This is a genomic window from Falsiruegeria sp. JB4-1 (assembly GCF_055693495.1).
The window spans coordinates 2,658,919-2,677,244 of sequence record NZ_JBVFTZ010000001.1 but is presented as its reverse complement, the minus strand read 5'-3'; the positions used below and the strand labels follow the sequence as shown (position 1 = coordinate 2,677,244).

General features: G+C 57.4%; 20 protein-coding genes and 1 pseudogene. 14 read left to right on the top strand and 7 right to left on the bottom strand.

The genetic code is table 11. The annotated features are described in order from the left end of the window. Positions 1-1,107 carry a phage tail sheath family protein gene (locus tag ACZ1HE_RS13625; protein ID WP_472621597.1) on the top strand — a complete coding sequence of 369 codons (1,107 nt, stop codon included), beginning with the start codon at positions 1-3 and terminating at the stop codon, positions 1,105-1,107. Between the two features lie 33 nt (positions 1,108-1,140). On the opposite strand, the gene ACZ1HE_RS13620 is transcribed toward ACZ1HE_RS13625, so the two are convergent. The 4 genes from ACZ1HE_RS13620 to ACZ1HE_RS13605 are packed head-to-tail and all read right to left on the bottom strand — an operon-like array spanning position 1,141 to position 4,932. After that, positions 1,141-1,926, bottom strand: a complete 786-nt coding sequence (locus tag ACZ1HE_RS13620; protein WP_472621595.1) for a heme ABC transporter ATP-binding protein — start codon at positions 1,924-1,926, stop codon at positions 1,141-1,143. Between the two features lie 2 nt (positions 1,927-1,928). Then, positions 1,929-2,936 carry a FecCD family ABC transporter permease gene (locus tag ACZ1HE_RS13615; RefSeq protein WP_472624479.1) on the bottom strand — a complete coding sequence of 336 codons (1,008 nt, stop codon included), beginning with the start codon at positions 2,934-2,936 and terminating at the stop codon, positions 1,929-1,931. A gap of 59 nt (positions 2,937-2,995) precedes the next feature. Beyond that, positions 2,996-3,856, bottom strand: coding sequence for a heme/hemin ABC transporter substrate-binding protein (locus tag ACZ1HE_RS13610; RefSeq protein WP_472621593.1), 861 nt, complete (start codon positions 3,854-3,856; stop codon positions 2,996-2,998). Beyond that, positions 3,853-4,932, bottom strand: coding sequence for a hemin-degrading factor (locus ACZ1HE_RS13605; protein WP_472621591.1), 1,080 nt, complete (start codon positions 4,930-4,932; stop codon positions 3,853-3,855). The genes ACZ1HE_RS13610 and ACZ1HE_RS13605 overlap by 4 nt, the downstream gene beginning before the upstream one ends. Before the next feature lie 227 nt (positions 4,933-5,159). Between ACZ1HE_RS13605 and ACZ1HE_RS13600 the strand changes: the two genes are divergently transcribed. The 10 genes from ACZ1HE_RS13600 to ACZ1HE_RS13555 all read left to right on the top strand — a co-directional run bounded on the left by ACZ1HE_RS13600 (position 5,160) and on the right by ACZ1HE_RS13555 (position 14,118). Then, positions 5,160-7,190 (top strand): TonB-dependent receptor domain-containing protein, encoded by a 2,031-nt coding sequence (locus tag ACZ1HE_RS13600; RefSeq protein ID WP_472621589.1) that lies wholly within the window; start codon positions 5,160-5,162, stop codon positions 7,188-7,190. 34 nt (positions 7,191-7,224) lie between these two features. After that, a complete protein-coding gene (locus ACZ1HE_RS13595; RefSeq protein WP_472621587.1) occupies positions 7,225-7,656 on the top strand; it encodes a hypothetical protein in 432 nt (143 codons plus the stop codon). Between the two features lie 4 nt (positions 7,657-7,660). Then, positions 7,661-8,329, top strand: coding sequence for a MotA/TolQ/ExbB proton channel family protein (locus ACZ1HE_RS13590; RefSeq protein WP_472621585.1), 669 nt, complete (start codon positions 7,661-7,663; stop codon positions 8,327-8,329). Beyond that, entirely contained in the window at positions 8,319-8,693 is a 375-nt protein-coding gene (locus ACZ1HE_RS13585) for an ExbD/TolR family protein (protein WP_472621583.1), read from the top strand. The genes ACZ1HE_RS13590 and ACZ1HE_RS13585 overlap by 11 nt, the downstream gene beginning before the upstream one ends. Position 8,694: 1 nt before the next feature. Beyond that, entirely contained in the window at positions 8,695-9,087 is a 393-nt protein-coding gene (locus ACZ1HE_RS13580; RefSeq protein WP_472621581.1) for an ExbD/TolR family protein, read from the top strand. A gap of 286 nt (positions 9,088-9,373) precedes the next feature. Beyond that, on the top strand, positions 9,374-10,108 hold the full coding sequence (locus ACZ1HE_RS13575; protein ID WP_472621579.1) for an energy transducer TonB: 735 nt from the start codon (positions 9,374-9,376) through the stop codon (positions 10,106-10,108). Between the two features lie 603 nt (positions 10,109-10,711). Next, a complete protein-coding gene (gene dusA / locus ACZ1HE_RS13570) occupies positions 10,712-11,710 on the top strand; it encodes a tRNA dihydrouridine(20/20a) synthase DusA (protein ID WP_472621577.1) in 999 nt (332 codons plus the stop codon). 39 nt (positions 11,711-11,749) lie between these two features. Continuing rightward, complete coding sequence (locus ACZ1HE_RS13565; RefSeq protein WP_472621575.1) at positions 11,750-12,574, top strand: sulfite exporter TauE/SafE family protein; 825 nt, start codon at positions 11,750-11,752, stop codon at positions 12,572-12,574. After that, positions 12,568-13,353, top strand: a complete 786-nt coding sequence (locus ACZ1HE_RS13560) for a hypothetical protein (protein ID WP_472621573.1) — start codon at positions 12,568-12,570, stop codon at positions 13,351-13,353. The genes ACZ1HE_RS13565 and ACZ1HE_RS13560 overlap by 7 nt, the downstream gene beginning before the upstream one ends. A gap of 36 nt (positions 13,354-13,389) precedes the next feature. Further along, positions 13,390-14,118: a SpoIIAA family protein gene (locus ACZ1HE_RS13555; RefSeq protein WP_472621571.1), complete on the top strand. Its 729-nt coding sequence runs from the start codon at positions 13,390-13,392 to the stop codon at positions 14,116-14,118. 53 nt (positions 14,119-14,171) lie between these two features. Here the strand turns inward: ACZ1HE_RS13555 and ACZ1HE_RS13550 are convergent, their stop codons facing one another. The 3 genes and pseudogenes from ACZ1HE_RS13550 to ccmI all read right to left on the bottom strand — a co-directional run bounded on the left by ACZ1HE_RS13550 (position 14,172) and on the right by ccmI (position 16,113). Next, positions 14,172-14,402 (bottom strand): DUF1289 domain-containing protein, encoded by a 231-nt coding sequence (locus tag ACZ1HE_RS13550; protein ID WP_472621569.1) that lies wholly within the window; start codon positions 14,400-14,402, stop codon positions 14,172-14,174. A gap of 24 nt (positions 14,403-14,426) precedes the next feature. Further along, entirely contained in the window at positions 14,427-14,894 is a 468-nt protein-coding gene (ruvX, locus tag ACZ1HE_RS13545; RefSeq protein WP_472621567.1) for a Holliday junction resolvase RuvX, read from the bottom strand. Continuing rightward, positions 14,891-16,113: pseudogene (gene ccmI, locus ACZ1HE_RS13540) on the bottom strand (c-type cytochrome biogenesis protein CcmI). The gene ruvX and the pseudogene ccmI overlap by 4 nt, the downstream one beginning before the upstream one ends. Positions 16,114-16,302: 189 nt before the next feature. Here ccmI and ACZ1HE_RS13535 point away from each other — a divergent pair. From ACZ1HE_RS13535 to ACZ1HE_RS13525, 3 genes are read left to right on the top strand one after another with little or no spacing between them, the layout of a single operon-like run. Continuing rightward, the gene (locus ACZ1HE_RS13535; RefSeq protein WP_472621565.1) at positions 16,303-17,547 is read left to right on the top strand and encodes a sarcosine oxidase subunit beta family protein; all 1,245 of its coding nucleotides are present in this window, start codon (positions 16,303-16,305) and stop codon (positions 17,545-17,547) included. A 52-nt stretch (positions 17,548-17,599) separates the two neighbouring features. After that, positions 17,600-17,926, top strand: coding sequence for a TfoX/Sxy family protein (locus ACZ1HE_RS13530; RefSeq protein ID WP_472621563.1), 327 nt, complete (start codon positions 17,600-17,602; stop codon positions 17,924-17,926). An 18-nt stretch (positions 17,927-17,944) separates the two neighbouring features. Continuing rightward, positions 17,945-18,274 (top strand): sarcosine oxidase subunit delta, encoded by a 330-nt coding sequence (locus tag ACZ1HE_RS13525; protein ID WP_472621561.1) that lies wholly within the window; start codon positions 17,945-17,947, stop codon positions 18,272-18,274. Positions 18,275-18,326 lie beyond the last annotated feature (52 nt).

The window sequence follows — 18,326 nt, the reverse complement described above, 5'->3', positions numbered from 1 at the left end:
ATGCCAGATATTTTATATCCCGGAATTTATGTTGAAGACATTGGGATGTCGGGAGCAGGGGTTGTTCCTGGCCGAACCCATGTGACTGCTTTATTGGGGGATCTTCCGGATGAACTCTTCGTTGCCAACCAACTGATTGAGTTCTCGTTTGAAACAGTGGGCGATGCGGCTGTTGAAAACTGGCCAGATGGAACAATGAAATGCGCAGTTCAGGGGTATTTCCAGAACGGAGGAACGCAGCTTTTTCTTGTTAACCTAGGGCCAGACAAGCCGAACATCACGACAAATGACCTGAAGGTTCTGGATCAAAGCCCGGACATCAATCTTGTGGCAGCCCCGGGATATGTTGATGCTGAAAGTCATAGGGCGCTGATTGCTCATTGCGAGGGGCACAAGGGTCGCTTTGCCGTTCTGGACGGCCCCCCCATGGTTTCGCAAGGGACCGAGCTTTTGGATGAACCCGTTTCATCGTCTGGTAAGGCTGCTCTTTATGTTCCCTGGGTCGAAGTGGTTGGGGAAGGGCAGAAACAGGCGCGCAAGGTGCCGCCATCCGGGCATGTGTGCGGCACCTATGCCCGGAACGACCTTGAACGTGGTGTATGGCATGCACCAGCGAATGTAGCCCTTTTGGGGATCGATGGTTTGACCCAGGCCTTTACCAACGATGAACAAAGAAACTTGAACGAGGCCAACGTGAATGCCATCCGCGCGTTTGACGAGCAGGATTACCGCATCTGGGGGGCCCGAACCCGAGCGCCCAAAGGGCATGAGATGCGTTACGTGCCTGAACGCCGCTTGCTAAACATGATCGAAGTGTCGGTGCTTCATGGTTTGGAATGGACCGCGTTCGAAGAGAACGATGAACGACTTTGGGCGAAAGTCCGTGACCAGATCGAGGGGTTCCTGAACATCCTGTGGCGTAGCGGTGCTCTTGTTGGGCAAACGGCAGAGCAGTCATTCTTTGTGCGATGCGGGGTCAACACCATGACCCCGGCAGATTTGGACGCCGGGCGGCTTTTGTGTGAAATCGGGGTCTGCATGTTGAAACCCGGCGCGTTTTCGGTTCTCAAACTCGAACTCCCTGGTCGGGACGCACCGTCGGCTTGATGTGACGAGACCTTTGCAGCCCCGTTGTGTGATTTAAGCAACCTTGCCATGGCGCATCTGAGGCAGCAGGTAGGGCACATCAGTGGATGGTGCACAACCGACGTCGATGGAACAGCCATATACGTCCTGCAAAATCTTGCTTGTGATGGTATCGGTCGGCTTTCCGCTGGCTGCGACACGCCCGTCGTGCATGACCGTCACCTTGTCAGCGAACATGGCCGTCAAGTTCAAGTCATGCATGACAACGACAACTCCACCACCTGCCGAAGCGAAATCTCGGGCAACGTCCAAGACTGTGAATTGATGCGCTATGTCGAGGCTGGCAACAGGCTCGTCCAGAATAAGCCAGCGTGGCACACCCTCTTCAACAGGAGACCAAACTTGCGCCAGAACGCGGGCGAGTTGGACCCGTTGCTGTTCGCCACCAGACAGGTCCTGATAGAATCTGGGGCCGAACCCCCCAAGATCGACTTTGGCAAGGGTCCGAGCGGGCAGGGCTTCATCCTCGGTGTGAAGCCCGCCCATCTGCCCCATGCGCACAATCTCGGTTACGGTATAGGGAAAGGCCACATTGGCGACCTGTGGCAACACGCCTCGAATGGGCGCAAGCTCCCATGGTTTCAGTGTGCGAATGTTCGCCCCGTTCAGGGTGATGTCCCCGGTGTAGTCGTGCTCACCTGTCATGGCCTTGAGCAAAGTCGATTTGCCCGAGCCGTTGGGCCCGATGATGGCAGTAACCTCGCCGGGACTGGCGTGAAAATTCACGCCGTGTAGGATTTCTTTACGCCCGATTTTGACGCGTATGTTTTCGGCTTGCATGGTTACATTCCCAACTGACCAAAACGGCGCAGCAAAATCCACATGAAGACAGGTGCGCCCAGGATGGCGGTGACGATGCCGATGGGCAGTTCAGCAGGAGCGACGACGACTCGGCTGATCATATCTGCCGCGAGCAACAGGCTTGCGCCCAGCAAAGCCGCATTTGGCAGCAGTCGGTGATGATCCGGGCCGGTCGACAGCCGCAAAAGATGCGGCACCACGATCCCGACAAACCCGATGCCACCCGATATGGCCACGGCTGCGCCGGTAGCGGCGGCCACGGACAGGATGGCGATGTTTTTGGTGCGCTGCACGTTGATGCCGATGTGATGGGCAACAGCCTCTCCCATGGCAAGACCGTTAAGGCCGCGCGCGATGAAAACAGAGGTGATCCCGGCGATCAGCATGATCGGGGCTGCCGTCAGGATCTTGGTCCATGTGGCTGCCGCCAGTGACCCCATCCCCCAGAATGTCAAATCCCGAAGTTGCTGATCGTCGGCCATATAGACAAGGATGCCACCGAGTGCGCCGGTCAGTGCGCCAAGCGCAATGCCCGCCAGCAGCATGGTGGCGACCGATGTGTGCCCGCGACGTGTCGACACCCGATATAGCAGCAGGGTGGTAATCCAGCTGCCTAGAAAGGCGGCAATCACCACCAGCCAGCTTCCGGCCCAGGCCAGAATGGCCGCAGGCAACAGGTTGCCCAGGACGATTGCGATGATCGCACCAAAACCCGCGCCTGCGCTCACCCCGACTATGCCAGGATCGGCCAACGGATTGCGAAATAACCCCTGCATGACCACGCCGGACACAGCCAGAGCGCCACCAACCAAAATACCCATGAACAGGCGGGGCAGCCGAATATCCAACAAGACCACCCTGTCCAGGGTCGAAAGCGCGCGTCCCTGAACGAGATCGGACACGGCGCCGAACAGGGATGCCTCGGATGCGCCCACTGCAAGGCTGCTCAAGCTGACCGCGACGAGCAGCGCAGTCAGGGTCCAGGTCATGCGGCGGGCCAAAACTCGCCGGTCGACCTCGATCTCGCCGACGTGGTCGATCACCAGTGTCACGACTCGGTTCCTTTCAGCAGGGCTGCTGACAATTCTGAAATGGCGCTTGCGGTACGTGGCCCAAATCCCAACAGATGCAACCCGTTCATTCTTACAATCCGGCCGTTGCGGCCTGCGGGGGTTAGGGCAATGGCAGGCAATGCAAGCAGGTCTTCAGATGCGGCACCGTGGTCCCCACCGCGATCCATCATCAAGATCACGTCGGGGGCGGCAAGGGTGACGGCCTCGGGCGACATCTGCTTGAAGCCTTCAAAGTCCGCGATCGCGTTCACACCGCCCGCCAGCCGGATGATGCCATCCGCGCTCGTAGCTGTGCCAGACGCCGTGATACGACCCCCTTGGGTGGACAGAATAAACAGTACCCGCTGCGGATCTGAGAGTGATGCGTCGATGGCCGCTTCGTGGGCGGCGTCAATTTCGGCCTTAACGGTTTCCGCCAGTGAATTGGCAGCTTCGTCTTGTCCCAATGCGGTTCCAACGGCTCGGATTTTTTGGACAATACCATCTCTTGTGTAGTGTTCTGGGATTTCGACCAGCGCGACGTTGGCGTTTTTCAGGACATCCATTGTTTCCGGCGGCCCGGCACCCTCGACGGTGATGATCAGGTCAGGCTCCACCGAAAGCACACCTTCGGGTGAAAGCGCGCGCATATAGCCGATGTCCGGCAGGTCATTGGCGGCAACAGGGTATGTCGATGTTCTGTCTCGCCCTGCCAAGCGATCTTCTTGTCCAAGCGCATAGATGATCTCGGTGACGGCTCCGCCGATCGAGATGATCCGGTCAGGTTGTTCTTCGGCATGCACGCAGGTGGTTGCCAGAACGAGGGCTGCCACCGAGCTCACTAGGGTACGCATCATGCGGTTTCTTTCTCTTTGACCGATTGCAGACCATTCACGATTTCGCCCCATGCAGGACGACTATCGCGGGCTTCGGTTTTGCGCCCGAAGACCTGAAAAATCAGCCCACCTTCGGCATCGAATGCTTCGATCGAAACAGCTGGACCCCGTTGAGTGGGCTTGGTGACAGCCCAGACCTCGGCGATGTGGTCACTACGCAGGTGCAAATTGAAACGCGGATCGAGCACATTTTGCCAAGGCCCAATGGATTTCAGCGTTTCGATAGGTCCCCCGTGGATTTCGATGCAGCCTTGGTTGCCGACAAAAACCATGACCTCGATGCCCTGATGGCGGACAGCTTCGAGCATGGTGTCGACCTCTGTCGTTTCGATCAAACGCGCCAATGGTTCCCCGGCAATACGATATGCACCCAGTCGGTTCATCTTGAGTTTGGACGTCAGTCGCATGAACTGGTGCGTGTCCGTCATCTTGGCCCACTCCGAACGGAGGATCTCGACCTTGTCCGGGTTCGCTTTGGGGATTTCTGTTGGTTTACGTTCGACAACATCAAGTGTCTGGGACTGATCATCGAGACGAAGCGCATCGACGAGAGCATTCCAATGTTCAAGGTTGGATCCCTCGCGCAGAAAGATCTTGTGAATTGCGTCGCCTGCGGCATCAAATACTTGTAAAGACCGGCGCGGACCTCTGTCGCTGTCACGTTCGACGGCAAAGGCCGAAACCCAATGGGATGGGAACATGCGCAGGTCGATGTCTGCTGTCAGCACCATCGAGGCGTGTTGGCCCGAGTGATAGTTGTCGTATTGTCCAACCTTTTCGATAACGCAGTAGCGGTTGCGTGTCAGGGCCATGACTTCTCCCAACCCGTTGAGACGAGGGAAGATGTCGTCAAGTTCAGCTGACACACGGGTCACATCAATGCCCACATGGGCCGCTACCAGTTGACCTTCGGTGATCCCCAGCTTGTCAGCCAGATCGCGATCTCGCAGAGACAAGTTCTCTTGACGAGCAATGCGAATGTCTTCGGGGGACATGATTTGAGTGCCCTTTTGGGGTAATGACGCCTGTTCGGTCATGTGTTTTCCAGTTCGATAATATGGGTTGTCGATGCTGGCTGCCACATTGGTCGCATGGCGTGCTGGCTGGATCGTTCACACTGTAACGATATTTGTTGACTGTTTTACTAAAGTTTAATACCGAACGCAAGATCACTGGAACACGATTCCAAAACGACAAACAAAAAAGACCCCTCGCCAGCACCTGCCAGCCCTATTCGGTCTTCGTATGTATCGAAGGGATAGATATGCGTGCACGTAACCTGAGGACCGTTCTTATCGGCTCAGCCTCTTGTCTCAGTCTGGTTGCCGGAATGGCCTCGGCGCAAGAGACGGAACAAGACGATGAGTTTCTGGGGACAATCGAGCTCGGCGGGAGTAAACGTGAAATTCAGACTGACACCGCCGTTCCGGTGACCAACATTGATCAAGACGAGATCAACGACCGCCAGGCGGGCACAGTGGCAGAGTTGATAGATTCGGTTCCGGGTGTGTCTCTGGTGAACGGATCAACACCGCAGGGATCAGGCATCAACATCCGCGGTTTTGGCGCCAATGGTACATTCGGGACTGACCAGAAGGTGCTGGTTCTTGTTGATGGTGCAACCACGGGCGCCGAAGAGCTTTACCGGATTGGCAACCAGCTGTTTACCGATCCGCAACTGTACAAAAGCGTATCCGTCATTCGCGGTACGGTTGGCTCGTTTGAGTATGGATCTGGTGTTGTCGGCGGTGTGGTACAGCTGGAAACGAAAGATGCATCGGATTTTACCGGTGGCGAAGTCGGGTTCAGGTTCCGCCAAACATTTGAGGGGGCCAGCAACGGAAACGGGTTTGTTTCCTCATCTATTCTTGCATGGCAACCAACCCAGAATTGGGAATTCTTGCTGAATTACACTCACCGTCAGCAGGACGATCAGAAAGACGGCAACGGCAACGTCATCGCCAACAGCGCATTTGAGCTGCCGTCCATTTTGGCCAAGGGTAAGTACACCTTCGGAGACAACGACGATCACGCCATTACATTGTCATGGAACCAGTCCAGCTCTCAGGAGCGAGACGTTCCCTATGACACATTCGCCACCACCGGAGGGTCGTTCGGTAACGTTGATCGTGACATTGAAACGAAGGTTGCGGTGCTGCGCTATGATTACAGCCCTGTTGACAATGATCTGATCGACCTTCAGGTCAACCTGTCTTATTCAGATCAAAGAATTGACAGCAGCTACATCGCGGGATCGTCTCCTCTGGAAGCTGTTTTTCCCGGGATCAGAGATCTGGGTGATGCGGATCATCGTTATGAAACCACCAAGCTGACGATCAAGAACACCTCTTACTTCACTACCGGTTCAATGGCTCATGACCTTCGTTTCGGGGCAGAGATTATCAATCGCGAACGTCTGGACGCCTCATCCGCGCCAGGGGGCACCGATCGCAGATTTGCGTTGTTCGCCGTTGACGACATCCAGGTGACGGATCAATTCACGCTGACACCGGCACTGCGGTATGAAACTCAGGACATCAAAGGTGATGCGACGGCAACGCCACCGGCGAACGCCAGCTATGACAACGATGCTCTGATGGGCGGACTTTCTGCGCGCTATGAGTTCCAAAGCGGCATCGCCGTCTTTGGTAGCGCAGCCTACACTGAAAGCCTTCCGATTATCGACGATCTGGGCACGCCTCTGTTCATGACACAACCAGAGAAATCTCGCACGTACGAGATTGGGGCCTCGTACAACAAAAGCCATGTCTTCTCGCAGGGCGACGTAATCCGCGCCAAGGTCAATCTTTATGACACCAACTTGCGTGACGTGACCTCATACGTATCTGGGACGCCGTCGCAACCCCTGTCCGAAGTAAACACCCAAGGTATCGAACTGGAAGCGTCTTATGCCCACGCGTCTGGGTTCTATGCAGACTTCAACGCAAACATCACGGATGGCGAAGAGGTGTCAGCCCTCGGGATCGCAACCCGTTGGCGCAACACGCCTGCCGACTCGGCGCGTCTGACACTGGGTAAGCGCTTTGGTCAGGCGTGGGATGTCAGTTGGGAACTGATAGCAGCCAAGTCGGTGACCGATTCTGCAGGCAATGTCACCCCTGGTTTTGGGGTCAACAACCTACGCGCGACCTATGTGATGCAGCAAGGAACATTGGCTGGACTGGAAGTTCGCGCCGGGATCGAAAACATCTTTGACAAGGCGTACCAACCTTATCTCTCAACCCGCAATTCGCCAGGCCGAAACTTCAAGCTGACCCTCGCAAAAACCTTCTGATCATAGAAAGCAGGCAACGATGGTACGTGAAATGATGAAAAATCAACTGTTTGCCCTTCTTGCTCTGCCCCTTTCACTTGGGGCAGGCAGCACTGTGGCGCAAGACGCCAACCCAGCGCCCGGCGTCGCCATTGAGCTGAGTGCAGCACGGGACGAAGGGGAGGGGTGCCGGATCAGTTTCCTGGTTCACAATCACCATCCTTCGGACATTGCGGGAGCCGTTTATGAAACCGTGCTCTTTGGCGAGAACGGGCAGGTTGTGCAAATGGCCTTGCTCGACTTTCAGGAACTGCCTTCGTCTCGACCACGGGTCCGGCAGTTCCATTTTTCAGGTATGGCCTGTGCCGAAATTTCTCGTGTCTTGATCAACGGGGCCGAGCGTTGCGAGGCCGAAGGACTGGATGCGCGTGCCTGCATTCAAGGTCTGGATCTGACGACGCGCACAAAAACAGAACTGATTGGGTGACCCGATGGATCGTATTGGACAAACCATCCTTGGCATAGTGAACCTTGGCGGCCCAGTCGTGGCCGTGTTGATTGTTACGTCTGTTCTGACAACGGCGCTGGTGCTTTATAAACTGTGGCAGTATCGGACTGCCGGGGTAGGGCGCCATATTGAACTTTCGAATGCGGTTTCAGCTTGGGACGACGGAGAAGAGGGCCTTGCCCTTCGGTATCTGACCAAGAGCCGTAGCTATTTGGCGCCGGTGATTGAAATGGCCATCGACGGTGGACCAGAGGCGTTGTCGGATCGTACTGACGCAGAGGCCGAAGAGCGCTTTAGCCAGCTTGAACGCGGCCTGAGTGCGCTGGATATGGTGGCCCAACTTGCACCGCTTTTGGGGTTGTTTGGAACTGTTCTCGGCATGATCGAAGCTTTTCAGAAACTGCAAAGCGCTGGGAGCTCGGTTGATCCGTCACTTTTGGCGGGCGGAATTTGGGTTGCATTGCTGACCACTGCTGCGGGCCTCGCGGTCGCTATGCCGACCTCCCTGGTTCTGACATGGTTCGAAGCGCGCATGCACCGCGAACGTGTTTTTGCCAACCGGGCATTGCGAACCGTGTTTGCACCGGGCCGCGCTATTGGTGAAAAATCCCCGGTAAAGGGTTCTGCACAGCCGGTTGCCCATGGCGCTTGAGACGGCAAAGAAACGTCGAAAGCGGCTGTCGATGACGTCCCTGATCGACGTCATCTTTCTGCTGTTGCTGTTTTTTATGCTAACGTCGACCTTTTCTAGATACGGCGAGATTGAACTGACGGGTGGTGCCGCTGGTGCCCCGGCGCAATCCGATCATCAGATACGTTTCCTCAAGCTCGATGATGATCGTGTCCTGTTGAATGGTGATACTGTGACTCTCGAAACCCTGACTGAGCATCTGTTGTCAGACAAAAAGCAAGTCATCGTGCTGTCACTGTCAGACGAAACCACCTCGCAACAACTCATGGATGCTCTGACGATCTTGCGCCCCTTGCCCAATACTCAAACCATGGTGTTGCGCTGACATGATCCTTCGCAAGAAACAAAATTCTGCAAAAGAACCTACGATTGCCCTGATCAACATCGTTTTTCTGATGCTGATTTTTTTCATGATAGCAGGGTCGCTTGCGCCACCTTTGGACCACTCGCTGTCTTTGATCGAAACCACCGAGTTGGAGGGGCGTGAGCCCCCTGACACACTAATCGTTCATGCGGATGGCAGGCTGAGCTTGCGCGGCGCGACGCTGACGTCGGTTGCCGCGTATGTCGGACGGGTGAGTATTGCTGCTCCGTTGCAAGAGGTCAGGATCGTGCCGGATCGTGCATTACCTGCGCGCGAATTGGTGCGCATCGGGGCCGAGTTGCGGGCTCTTGGTGCGACCCGAGTATTTGTTGTTTCTGAAAGGCGACTGCAATGATCCCCCAATCCAGATACATTGCGATACTAGCCGGTCTGGCTGCACTCGGCGCCCACGCCGTGGCCCTGGGTAGGGTCAACGCGGATACGCCGGTTGAATTAGAAGGAGGAGGTGAAGTTCAGGTTGCCGCCCTGGGCGCGTCTTTCCGCGACATGACGGCCGGTACCATTGCGCCATCGCAAGCGGTTGAAGCAAAAAGACCAACGTCAGAACAGGTTGACTCCCTGCCACCCAAGGCGGTTGAGCTGCAGCCATGCCGGCTCGGTCAATGCAACCACCGCAACCTGTGGCACCTATTTCAGAGCAACGGGCATCACGCGCGCCCGATGGGCAGGCGGTTGTGCCAGTTGCCGCATCCGAAGCCAAGCCGTCAGAGCCAGATACCGTTAATCCGGCCAAAACCGTGGACGCGAAACAACCTGACCCGAAACCTAAAGCTCCCACCGAAAGTTCACCGGTAGAAGCCAAGGCACCAATAAAACCGATCGAACAGGCGCAAACTGCAAAGCCTGCTGAACCTGAGCCTGAAGTTGAATCACGACTTGCTGTGATCCGCCCGATGTCGCGCCCCGAACTCCCTGAACCAGCACACGAGAAGCCAAAGAAACAGGCTGAGCAGACCCCCAAGAAAAAGCCCTCGGTTGTTGCCAAGGCAGGGGACGCAAAACAAAATGCCAAGCAAGGGGCTGAGACCGGGAGCAAGCCAAAAGGTGCCGCCACTTCAAAGCGTGCTTCAACCCAGTCGAGTGCAAAAGGAAATGCAGCGGCAAACAACTACAAGGGATTGGTGAAACGCAAAATCCATCGGGCGAGGCGCAAGACCGTGAATGTTCGCGGCGCCGCCCGCGTTACATTTCGGATAGCTGACAACGGTATGTTGTCTGCAGTTTCCATAAGCCGCAGTTCCGGATCAAACCGGCTTGATCAGGTGGCATTGGCACAGATCCGAGCAGCTGCGCCTTTCCCCAAACCACCAGCCGGTGCGGGCCGTCAGTTTTCGGTTGAGATCAAGGGCAAATAGTCCTCAACCGCAGGCACCTTCAGTCGCGCAAACAGTTATTGCCAAGGGGTGGAACTGGACCGATTGATCAACGAGCGCCATCTCTGGTGGCATTCAGATCGTATTTGATGTTACTCGCGACATCGATGCAAACACTGCTTTGTTGAAGGCAACCGTGAGATCCGCGCCGAGGTCACCGCAAGCAAGTTGAACATAGCGCACAGTTTGCTTTTTCAGTTAAGCAATTTTGGCTCTCATACGCACTATTTGTTCCCGGCCGAACTTGCTGACATCATGCACAGCCTTTCATGCGCAGATCTGCCTGTTGGTTGTGATTGCATGCCAAAGACTTTGGAATACTCCACCTATCAAGTTTCGGTTTTTGAGAGTGAGGTTCGAACGCCTGAAGTAATCACTAAAATCTCGCGGATGAACCACCAAGAGAAGCCTTGTGAGAGTATTGGTAGGGTCTACTGTAATGGAGCTGCATTGGGTCACTGTCTAAGCTCTGCAGACATGCTAAACCGAATGACATCCGAATCGAATGTCTTCAGAACGGCGAAAAGTGCGTAAAAAGCCAAGCAAAGCAAGACAATCGGTCTATGTAACGTTGGAGGTAGCACGTTGAGAAGTAATCCACGAACAGCATCTCGCCTGAGCGTGGCGCCCATGATGGATTGGACGGACAGGCATTGCCGTTACTTTCATCGTTTGCTCAGCGCTCAATCGCTGCTCTATACAGAAATGGTGACATCGCCGGCTTTGGTTCGAGGCAACGCACTGCACTTGCTCGACTTCAGCCCTGAGGAGCATCCCGTGGCCCTTCAATTGGGGGGCTCTGATCCCAAGGAACTGGCCAAAGCTGCCAAACTGGGTGCAGATGCAGGATATGATGAAATTAACCTGAATTGCGGCTGTCCTTCGGACCGGGTTCAATCGGGGACGTTTGGTGCCGTTCTTATGAAGCACCCACAGTTGGTGGCCGACTGTGTCTCAGCGATGCGTGACACAGTAGACGTGGATGTCACTGTCAAATGCCGCATCGGGGTGGACGACCAGGACCCCGAGGTCGTGCTGCCCGATTTCCTGGAAAAAATCGCGAAGGCAGGGTGTGAGCGGGTGACGATTCACGCGCGCAAGGCCTGGCTTCAAGGGCTCAGTCCCAAGGAAAACCGCGATATTCCTCCTTTGGACTACGACCTCGTGCACCGGATGAAGGTTCGGTTCCCCAAGTTACATATCTCGATCAACGGTGGCATCACCTCGCTCGAAGAGGCGAAGTCGCATCTGGTTGCAGGATTGGATGGGGTGATGATCGGGCGCGCGGCCTATCATCAGCCAGGTGACGTTCTGTGTTCAGCCGATGCAGAGGTCTTTGGTACGGGCACGGCCATCGATCCAGTCGAGGTTGTGCACAAGATGGTGCCTTACATTGAGACACATCTTGCCGAAGGGGGGCGGTTGCATCAGATCACCCGTCACATGCTTGGTCTTTTTGCGGGTCGCCCCGGTGCACGACAATGGCGCCGAACGCTGTCCGAAGGTGCAGCACGCAAGGATGCGGGAACAGATGTTCTTTTTGATGCTCTGGCGTGTGTAACCCCTCTGGCGCAGGCGGGCTGAACGGGCTAGGCAAAGCGTAACAACGGAGGGGAGAGGTCCATGCCGGATACGATGCTGCTGGTGCAGATGTTAGGTCTGTTGTTGGTGATCGGCGGGTTTGCCGGGGTTTTGGCAGGACTGTTGGGGGTCGGTGGCGGCATTGTCCTGGTGCCTGCGTTTTTCTATGCCTTTAAAACGCTTGGCTATGATGGCCCACAGCTGATGCAGATGTGTCTGGCGACCTCGCTGGCGACGATCATCGTGACATCGGTGCGCTCGGTGTTGAGCCACAACAAAAAGGGCGCGGTGGACTGGGCGATCCTGCGCGGCTGGGGGCCGGGGATCGCCATTGGTGCTGTTTTAGGGGTTTTTGTGGCGGCTTCGCTGAAATCGGTGGCGTTGCAGGCTCTGTTCGGTGTCTTGGGCATAGTGATTGGTGCCTATCTGGGTCTGGGCAAGGCCGAGTGGCGGCTGGGACAGGCCATGCCGGGCGGTCTGCACCGGGCTGTGCTTTCATCGTTGCTGGGCTTTTTGTCGGTTCTGATGGGGATCGGCGGCGGTAGCTTTGGCGTGCCGCTCATGAGCTTGTACAACACGCCCATTCACCGCGCGGTGGCCACCGCCGCAGGCTTAGGTGTCATCATTGCGGTGCCGTCTGTTCTGGGTTTTCTGTTTCTTGAGATCGACCCCAGCCAGCGCCCGCCGCTGACCATCGGGGCCGTCAATCTAGTGGCTTTTGGTGTCGTCATCTGCATGACGCTGATCACCACACCCTGGGGCGTTAAGTTGGCCCATGCGATGGATCCCAAGCCGCTTAAGCGAGTTTTTGCGGTGTTTCTGACTCTGGTGGCATTGAACATGCTGCGAAAGGCGCTTGGGTGGTAACCGAGTTTCACGATCGGGGCTGGGTTCAATTTTCGGTTGATCCGCAAACACTTGCATGGGTACACAGCGCGCTGCCGACGGCGCGGGCATCGGTCATCGACCCGGCGCATGCGCAATGGCTGGATTGCGAGGGGACGTGGTTCATTGGTGTGGATGCCTTGCCAAACGATCCCACAGGTTGCGTGGATGGGCGGACGCCCTTGGCGGGGGCGGCCATTGATTTCATCTCGCAGGAATACGGGATGCAGCCGCTGCATCGTGGCCAAGTCTCGGTGATCTATCCCGGCTACCCAAAGGCGCGCCGGGGCGAGAGTGAGTCGGCGTTGCGCTATCGCCGCAACCGGGACGGGGCGCATGTGGATGGGCTGAAACCCTCGGGGCCTGATCGTCGCCGACATGTGGATGAACCGCACAGTTGGATCCTGGGTCTGCCACTGACCAAGGCCAGCGCCACAGCGGCCCCCATGGTCGTGTGGGAGGGTAGTCACAAGATCATGGCCGAAGCCTTTCGCGTGACCTTGGCGGGAAACGACCCGGCCACGATGCATCTTGTTGATGTGACCGAGGTCTATCAGGCTGCCCGCCGCGAGGTGTTCGAAACATGCCCCCGAATTGAGGTTCATGCGCAGCCGGGTGAGGCCTATGTGTTGCATCGTCACTGCCTGCACGGGGTTGCGCCTTGGGGAAAGGGGGCCACCGCTTGTTCGGATGGTCGGATGATTGCCTATTTCCGGCCCGAGATGCCCGGAGGTGTGGCGGGATGGATCGAATCCCCATAACCTCGCCTCATCATTGTGTGAGAGGGATATTTTTCGATGATTTCTGTAGAAACGCAAAGTGATGGCGCAATTCTGGAGGTGACCGCCTCCGGTACGGTTTCCAGTTCTGATTATGAAACAACACTGATCCCCGCGGTCGAAGCCGCGCTGGCGGATCACGATCGGATTCGGTTGTTGATCCAGGTGGGCGAGGAGTTTTCTGGCTTTGACATGTCCGCCGTGTGGGCTGACACGAAACTGGGTGTCAGCCATTGGCGGGGGTTCGACCGGATCGCACTGGTCACCGATACCGGATGGGTGCAAATCTCGGCCCGATTGGCCTCGCCGATGATGCCGTGCCCAATGCAGGTGTTCTCGCTGGAAAGCATTGAAGAGGCGCGACGCTGGCTGAGAGAGTCACTGGGGGCGATCCATGTGATTGACCTGGGCGGGCCGTGTGTGCAGGTGCGATTGTTGGGGCAGGTGGACCCCGGTGAATATGCGCAAGCCACTGGTGACCTGGATGCAATGATCCGCGACAAGCAGGGGTTCCGTTTGCTCATCGACGTGACCGAGTTTGATGGCTGGCAGGGCCTGTCGGCGTTGGATGCACATTTCCATCTGGGGCGGACACACGCGCCGCTGCTGGACCGCGCAGCGATTGTTGGCAACAAAACGTGGCAGCACATGGCACAGCGGATCGGCAATCAATTGATCAAGGCGGATGTGCAGTACTTCGCGCAAGAAGAAATGGAAAATGCCAAAGCCTGGCTTGCTGCAGGTTAAACAATCAGGGCCAACGTCAGATCGGACCGAGAAGCGGGCCGATCAAGAATTGGTCAGCGTTTGATCCGTGCTGCGCGGCCGCCGCGACGTTTACTCAGACGTGGTGCGCGGTCGGGCAAATCCTGCATGATCTCGGCGCGTTCGTCGTTGTCCATCTTGGACCAACGGGTGATCTCGTCGATGGTGCGATAGCAGCCGGTACAGATGCGTTCGGTGGGGTGCACCACGCAAATCTGTATGCAGGGCGACTCGATCTCGTCGCGTTTCCAGACCATGTCGTTCATATCGTCGTCAGGCTCCGGCAAGGGCTAAGTCAGAAAGCGCATCCGATCGAGCGCTCCTTGCAAGATATACCCAGCTGCCACGTGATCAATGACCTCTGCGCGACGTTTTCGTGTCGTATCCGCCTCAAGCAGTGCTTTTTCTGCCGCAACTGTACTTAACCGCTCGTCCCAAAAGCCAATTGGCAGCTCGGTCAGACGGCTGAGGTTTCGGGCAAAAGCGCGGGTGGATTGGCAGCGTGGGCCTTCGGTTCCGTCCATGTTGCGAGGCAATCCCAAGAGGATGCCGCCAATCTCGCGGTCAGTGACGATCTTAAGCAATTTCTCTGCATCGACGCCAAATTTCTTGCGTCGGATGGTTTCCAAAGGCGAGGCTACGGTCAGCATCCGATCGGAGACGGCGACGCCGATAGTCTTGTCACCTAGGTCCAGCCCGGCAAGGGCCGACATCTTAGGAACAGCAGCGGCAAAATCTTCGAAAGCGTCAAAAATCATCCGTCGATCCCTGCAGTTTGGGCGGCGGCCTTCAGCAAGGCGACCGCGTTGGCGTCATTGCCAAAGACCTGCTGTGCTTCATCATAGATCGCGCGAGCACGGTCTGTATCTCCCAAAACCCCAAGGGCCTGGATCAGGCGGGCCCACTCGGGGGTGAGCCGCCCTCGTTGGCGAGGCGTTCAGACAGGCGCTCGACCATGCCGCGCGCCATATCCTGCACTTCGGCGGCATTCATGTCACCGGCGGCTTCGATATCCTCGGCACTGGGGCCGACCAGAGCAGGGGCGTCCGGCAGGCGATAGTCCACCCCGGCACGGAACGCCAGATCGACGATCTGCGACCGGATCGCCGGCACCCAAGGGGCATCGCTGGGGCTTTCGCGCAGCGTCTCTTCCCAGATGCGAAAGGCGATGTCGGGACGACCGGTTTGCGACAGGCTGAGGCCGTAGTAATAGCGCGCAGGCCCATGCGTCGGGTCACGCTCCAGTGCGGTTTCCAGCACGGCCTCGGCTTCTGGAGAGACATAGCCGCCAGCTGCAAGGATCATCATCTCGGCCTGTTCGGCATAGTCTTGGGCGTTGGCTTGACTGCCGAGGATCTCGATCACACGCGCTTTGGCTTCGTAAGCAGCCTTGTGATTGCCGCTGTTGGCCTCGTGCTGAGCCAGAAGGACCTGACCTTGCAGATCGTCGGGACGCTTCTTCACAGTTTCGCGCAGCTGCTCGATCAGCTTGGCATAGCCGGGATCAATCTCGGGTTTCGGGATCGCGGGCATCCGCTCTTCGGCGCGGGTTTGATCGGGGCGGTTTTCACGCGCTTCCTGCGCCAGTTCCACCCGTAGCGACAGCGGTAGATCGCCGTAGCCCGGGGCGCCCAGATCGCGGTAAATGAAAAAGGCGCCAACGACGACAATTATGGCAACACTACCTGCAGCGATGGTTGTCAGGGTGCGGGGTTGTCTGTTGCCCTCAACCTCGGCTTGCATCTGCGCATCCGCCGCGAGAATGCGGCGCGAGATTTCGGTTCGGATGCGTTCGGCATCGCCTTCAGCAATCACACCGCGTGCCAGATCTCGATCCACGCCCTTGAGCTGATCGCGGTAGACCTGCAAATCATACTCGGCCGCCGGGGTCTGTCCGCTACGCGCACGCAGCAACGCCAAAAGCAGCAGGCCGGTCACGGCCAGCGCCATCACGGCAATGAGGATCCAAAACGTCATGGGGTCTCCGATGTCAACTGCCTTTCATCTATCCCTGTCAGACCCAAGGCAAAAGGGGCAAATGGCCGCTGTGTGTCGCAATGTCGGCGACCATGTCGCAACTGCGCATTATTGCGGCGGAACGCGGCGTGGGTAAAATGCGTGCGCGCGGCATATCTGCGACAACCTACGAACCGGATGGATTCGCTCATGAAACATTACTCAGCCTTTGCTGTGGCGCGAGAAGCCCTACGCTATCACACCGGATGGGAGCGCGCCTGGCGCTCGCCCGAGCCCAAGAAACGCTATGACGTGATCATTGTCGGTGCGGGTGGTCATGGTCTGGCCACGGCTTATTACCTGGGCAAGAACTATGGCATCCAGAATGTTGCCATCATCGAAAAGGGCTGGCTGGGCGGTGGCAACACCGGGCGCAACACCACCATCATCCGCTCGAACTATCTGCAGGATCCATCTGCTGCGATTTATGAAAAAGCACGCTCGCTCTATGAAGGTCTAAGCCAGGACCTGAACTACAACGTCATGTTCAGCCCGCGCGGTGTCATGATGCTGGCCCAGACCCAGCACGAGATCCGCGGCTATCAGCGCACCGCCCACGCCAACGCGTTGCAAGGCGTCAAGACCGAATGGATCACGCCCGAGCGTGTGAAAGAGCTGGTGCCGATCATCAACCTGGACGGTCCGCGTTACCCGGTTCTGGGCGCGCTCTGGCAGGAACGCGGCGGCACCGCGCGTCACGATGCGGTGGCCTGGGGTTATGCGCGTGCGTGTTCGGCCATGGGCATGGACATCATCCAGCAGTGCGAAGTTACCGGCGTTCGGTCAGAAAACGGCCACGTTGTGGGCGTCGACACCACCAAGGGCGCAATCGACTGTGACAAGCTGGGCATGGTGGTTGCGGGTCACTCGGGTCAATTGGCCGAGATGGCAGGTTTCCGTCTGCCGCTGGAAGGGATCGCGCTGCAGGCGTTGGTATCCGAGCCGATCAAACCCTGCATGGACGTGGTCGTGATGGCCAACACCGTGCACGGCTACATGTCGCAATCCGACAAGGGCGAGATGGTGATTGGCGGCGGCACCGACGGGTTCAACAACTACACGCAACGCGGCTCGTTCCATCATATCGAGGAAACCGTGCGCGCCTTGGTCGAGACCTTCCCGATGATCTCGCGCCTGAAGATGCTGCGCCAGTGGGGCGGGATCGTGGACATGACCGGCGACCGCTCGCCGCTGATCTCGAAAACCCCGCTGGGTGGCTGTTTCATCAACGGCGGCTGGGGCACGGGCGGCTTCAAGGCGATCCCGGGCTCGGGTTGGGGCATGGCACAGCTGATGGCCACAGGTCATTCCCCGCTGACCGAAGCCTTCTCGCTGGATCGCTTCAAAGAGGGCCGCTTCATCGACGAAAGCGTCGCCGCAGGGGTGGCGCATTGATCCAGATTTTCAAGGAAACTCTGACCCGCGCCTGTGGGAATGGGTGTATGTGATGGCCTATTCCGAAGCCTTGGCGGAAACCATGCGTGCCGATCTTGGGGTCGAGCCGGGATTGTCCGAGAAGAAGATGTTCGGCGGCCTGTGCTTTCTGCTCCACGGCAACATGGTCTGCGGTGTGACCAAAGACGGGGCGATGTACCGCCCCGGCAAGGATCGCGAAGCCCAGGCTTTGGAAGCAGGGGCCGAGCCTCTGTCGTTCACCGGTCGCCCAATGGGCGGCATGGTCGAGGTTGACGCAGGCGCGTTCGAAGACGCGGCCCTGCGCGCCACACTAACCGAATTGTCGCTGGCCAATGCGGCCAGCCTGCCACCGAAATGAACATGTAAGGATGATCACATGCTGACCCTGCATTGCCCCTATTGCGGCGTTGATGCCGATGAAACTGAACTGGCCGCTGGTGGCGAGGCGCATATCAAGCGCCATGGCCCCGGCTCGGATGATGATCAGTTCCACGACTACCTCTTCACCCGCGAAAATCCCAAAGGTGTGCATCTGGAACGCTGGCGGCACACTGCGGGCTGCGGCAAGTGGTTCCACGCGGCCCGTTGTACCGCCACGCTTGAGGTTTTTGGCACTTATTCCGCGCAGGTTTACGAGCCGCCGCAGGATATCAAGGATGCCATCAGCGCAAAGCGCCCCGGCTGGAGCTGGAGAGAGTTTTCGTGAGCCTTCATCTTTTCAAAAATACTCCCGCCGGAGGCTCCCACGCCTCCTCTTG

Coding starts and splice junctions, on each gene's coding strand:
- ACZ1HE_RS13605 (WP_472621591.1), bottom strand. CDS start 4,932: ATGACCGAACAGGCGTCATTACCCCAAAAGGGCACTCAAATCATGTCC.
- ACZ1HE_RS13565 (WP_472621575.1), top strand. CDS start 11,750: ATGCCGGATACGATGCTGCTGGTGCAGATGTTAGGTCTGTTGTTGGTG.
- ACZ1HE_RS13610 (WP_472621593.1), bottom strand. CDS start 3,856: ATGATGCGTACCCTAGTGAGCTCGGTGGCAGCCCTCGTTCTGGCAACC.
- ACZ1HE_RS13595 (WP_472621587.1), top strand. CDS start 7,225: ATGAAAAATCAACTGTTTGCCCTTCTTGCTCTGCCCCTTTCACTTGGG.
- ACZ1HE_RS13620 (WP_472621595.1), bottom strand. CDS start 1,926: ATGCAAGCCGAAAACATACGCGTCAAAATCGGGCGTAAAGAAATCCTA.
- ACZ1HE_RS13525 (WP_472621561.1), top strand. CDS start 17,945: ATGCTGACCCTGCATTGCCCCTATTGCGGCGTTGATGCCGATGAAACT.
- ACZ1HE_RS13585 (WP_472621583.1), top strand. CDS start 8,319: ATGGCGCTTGAGACGGCAAAGAAACGTCGAAAGCGGCTGTCGATGACG.
- ACZ1HE_RS13580 (WP_472621581.1), top strand. CDS start 8,695: ATGATCCTTCGCAAGAAACAAAATTCTGCAAAAGAACCTACGATTGCC.
- ACZ1HE_RS13535 (WP_472621565.1), top strand. CDS start 16,303: ATGAAACATTACTCAGCCTTTGCTGTGGCGCGAGAAGCCCTACGCTAT.
- ACZ1HE_RS13600 (WP_472621589.1), top strand. CDS start 5,160: ATGCGTGCACGTAACCTGAGGACCGTTCTTATCGGCTCAGCCTCTTGT.
- ACZ1HE_RS13550 (WP_472621569.1), bottom strand. CDS start 14,402: ATGAACGACATGGTCTGGAAACGCGACGAGATCGAGTCGCCCTGCATA.
- ACZ1HE_RS13555 (WP_472621571.1), top strand. CDS start 13,390: ATGATTTCTGTAGAAACGCAAAGTGATGGCGCAATTCTGGAGGTGACC.
- ruvX (WP_472621567.1), bottom strand. CDS start 14,894: ATGATTTTTGACGCTTTCGAAGATTTTGCCGCTGCTGTTCCTAAGATG.
- ACZ1HE_RS13590 (WP_472621585.1), top strand. CDS start 7,661: ATGGATCGTATTGGACAAACCATCCTTGGCATAGTGAACCTTGGCGGC.
- ACZ1HE_RS13530 (WP_472621563.1), top strand. CDS start 17,600: ATGGCCTATTCCGAAGCCTTGGCGGAAACCATGCGTGCCGATCTTGGG.
- ACZ1HE_RS13615 (WP_472624479.1), bottom strand. CDS start 2,936: ATGACCTGGACCCTGACTGCGCTGCTCGTCGCGGTCAGCTTGAGCAGC.
- ACZ1HE_RS13625 (WP_472621597.1), top strand. CDS start 1: ATGCCAGATATTTTATATCCCGGAATTTATGTTGAAGACATTGGGATG.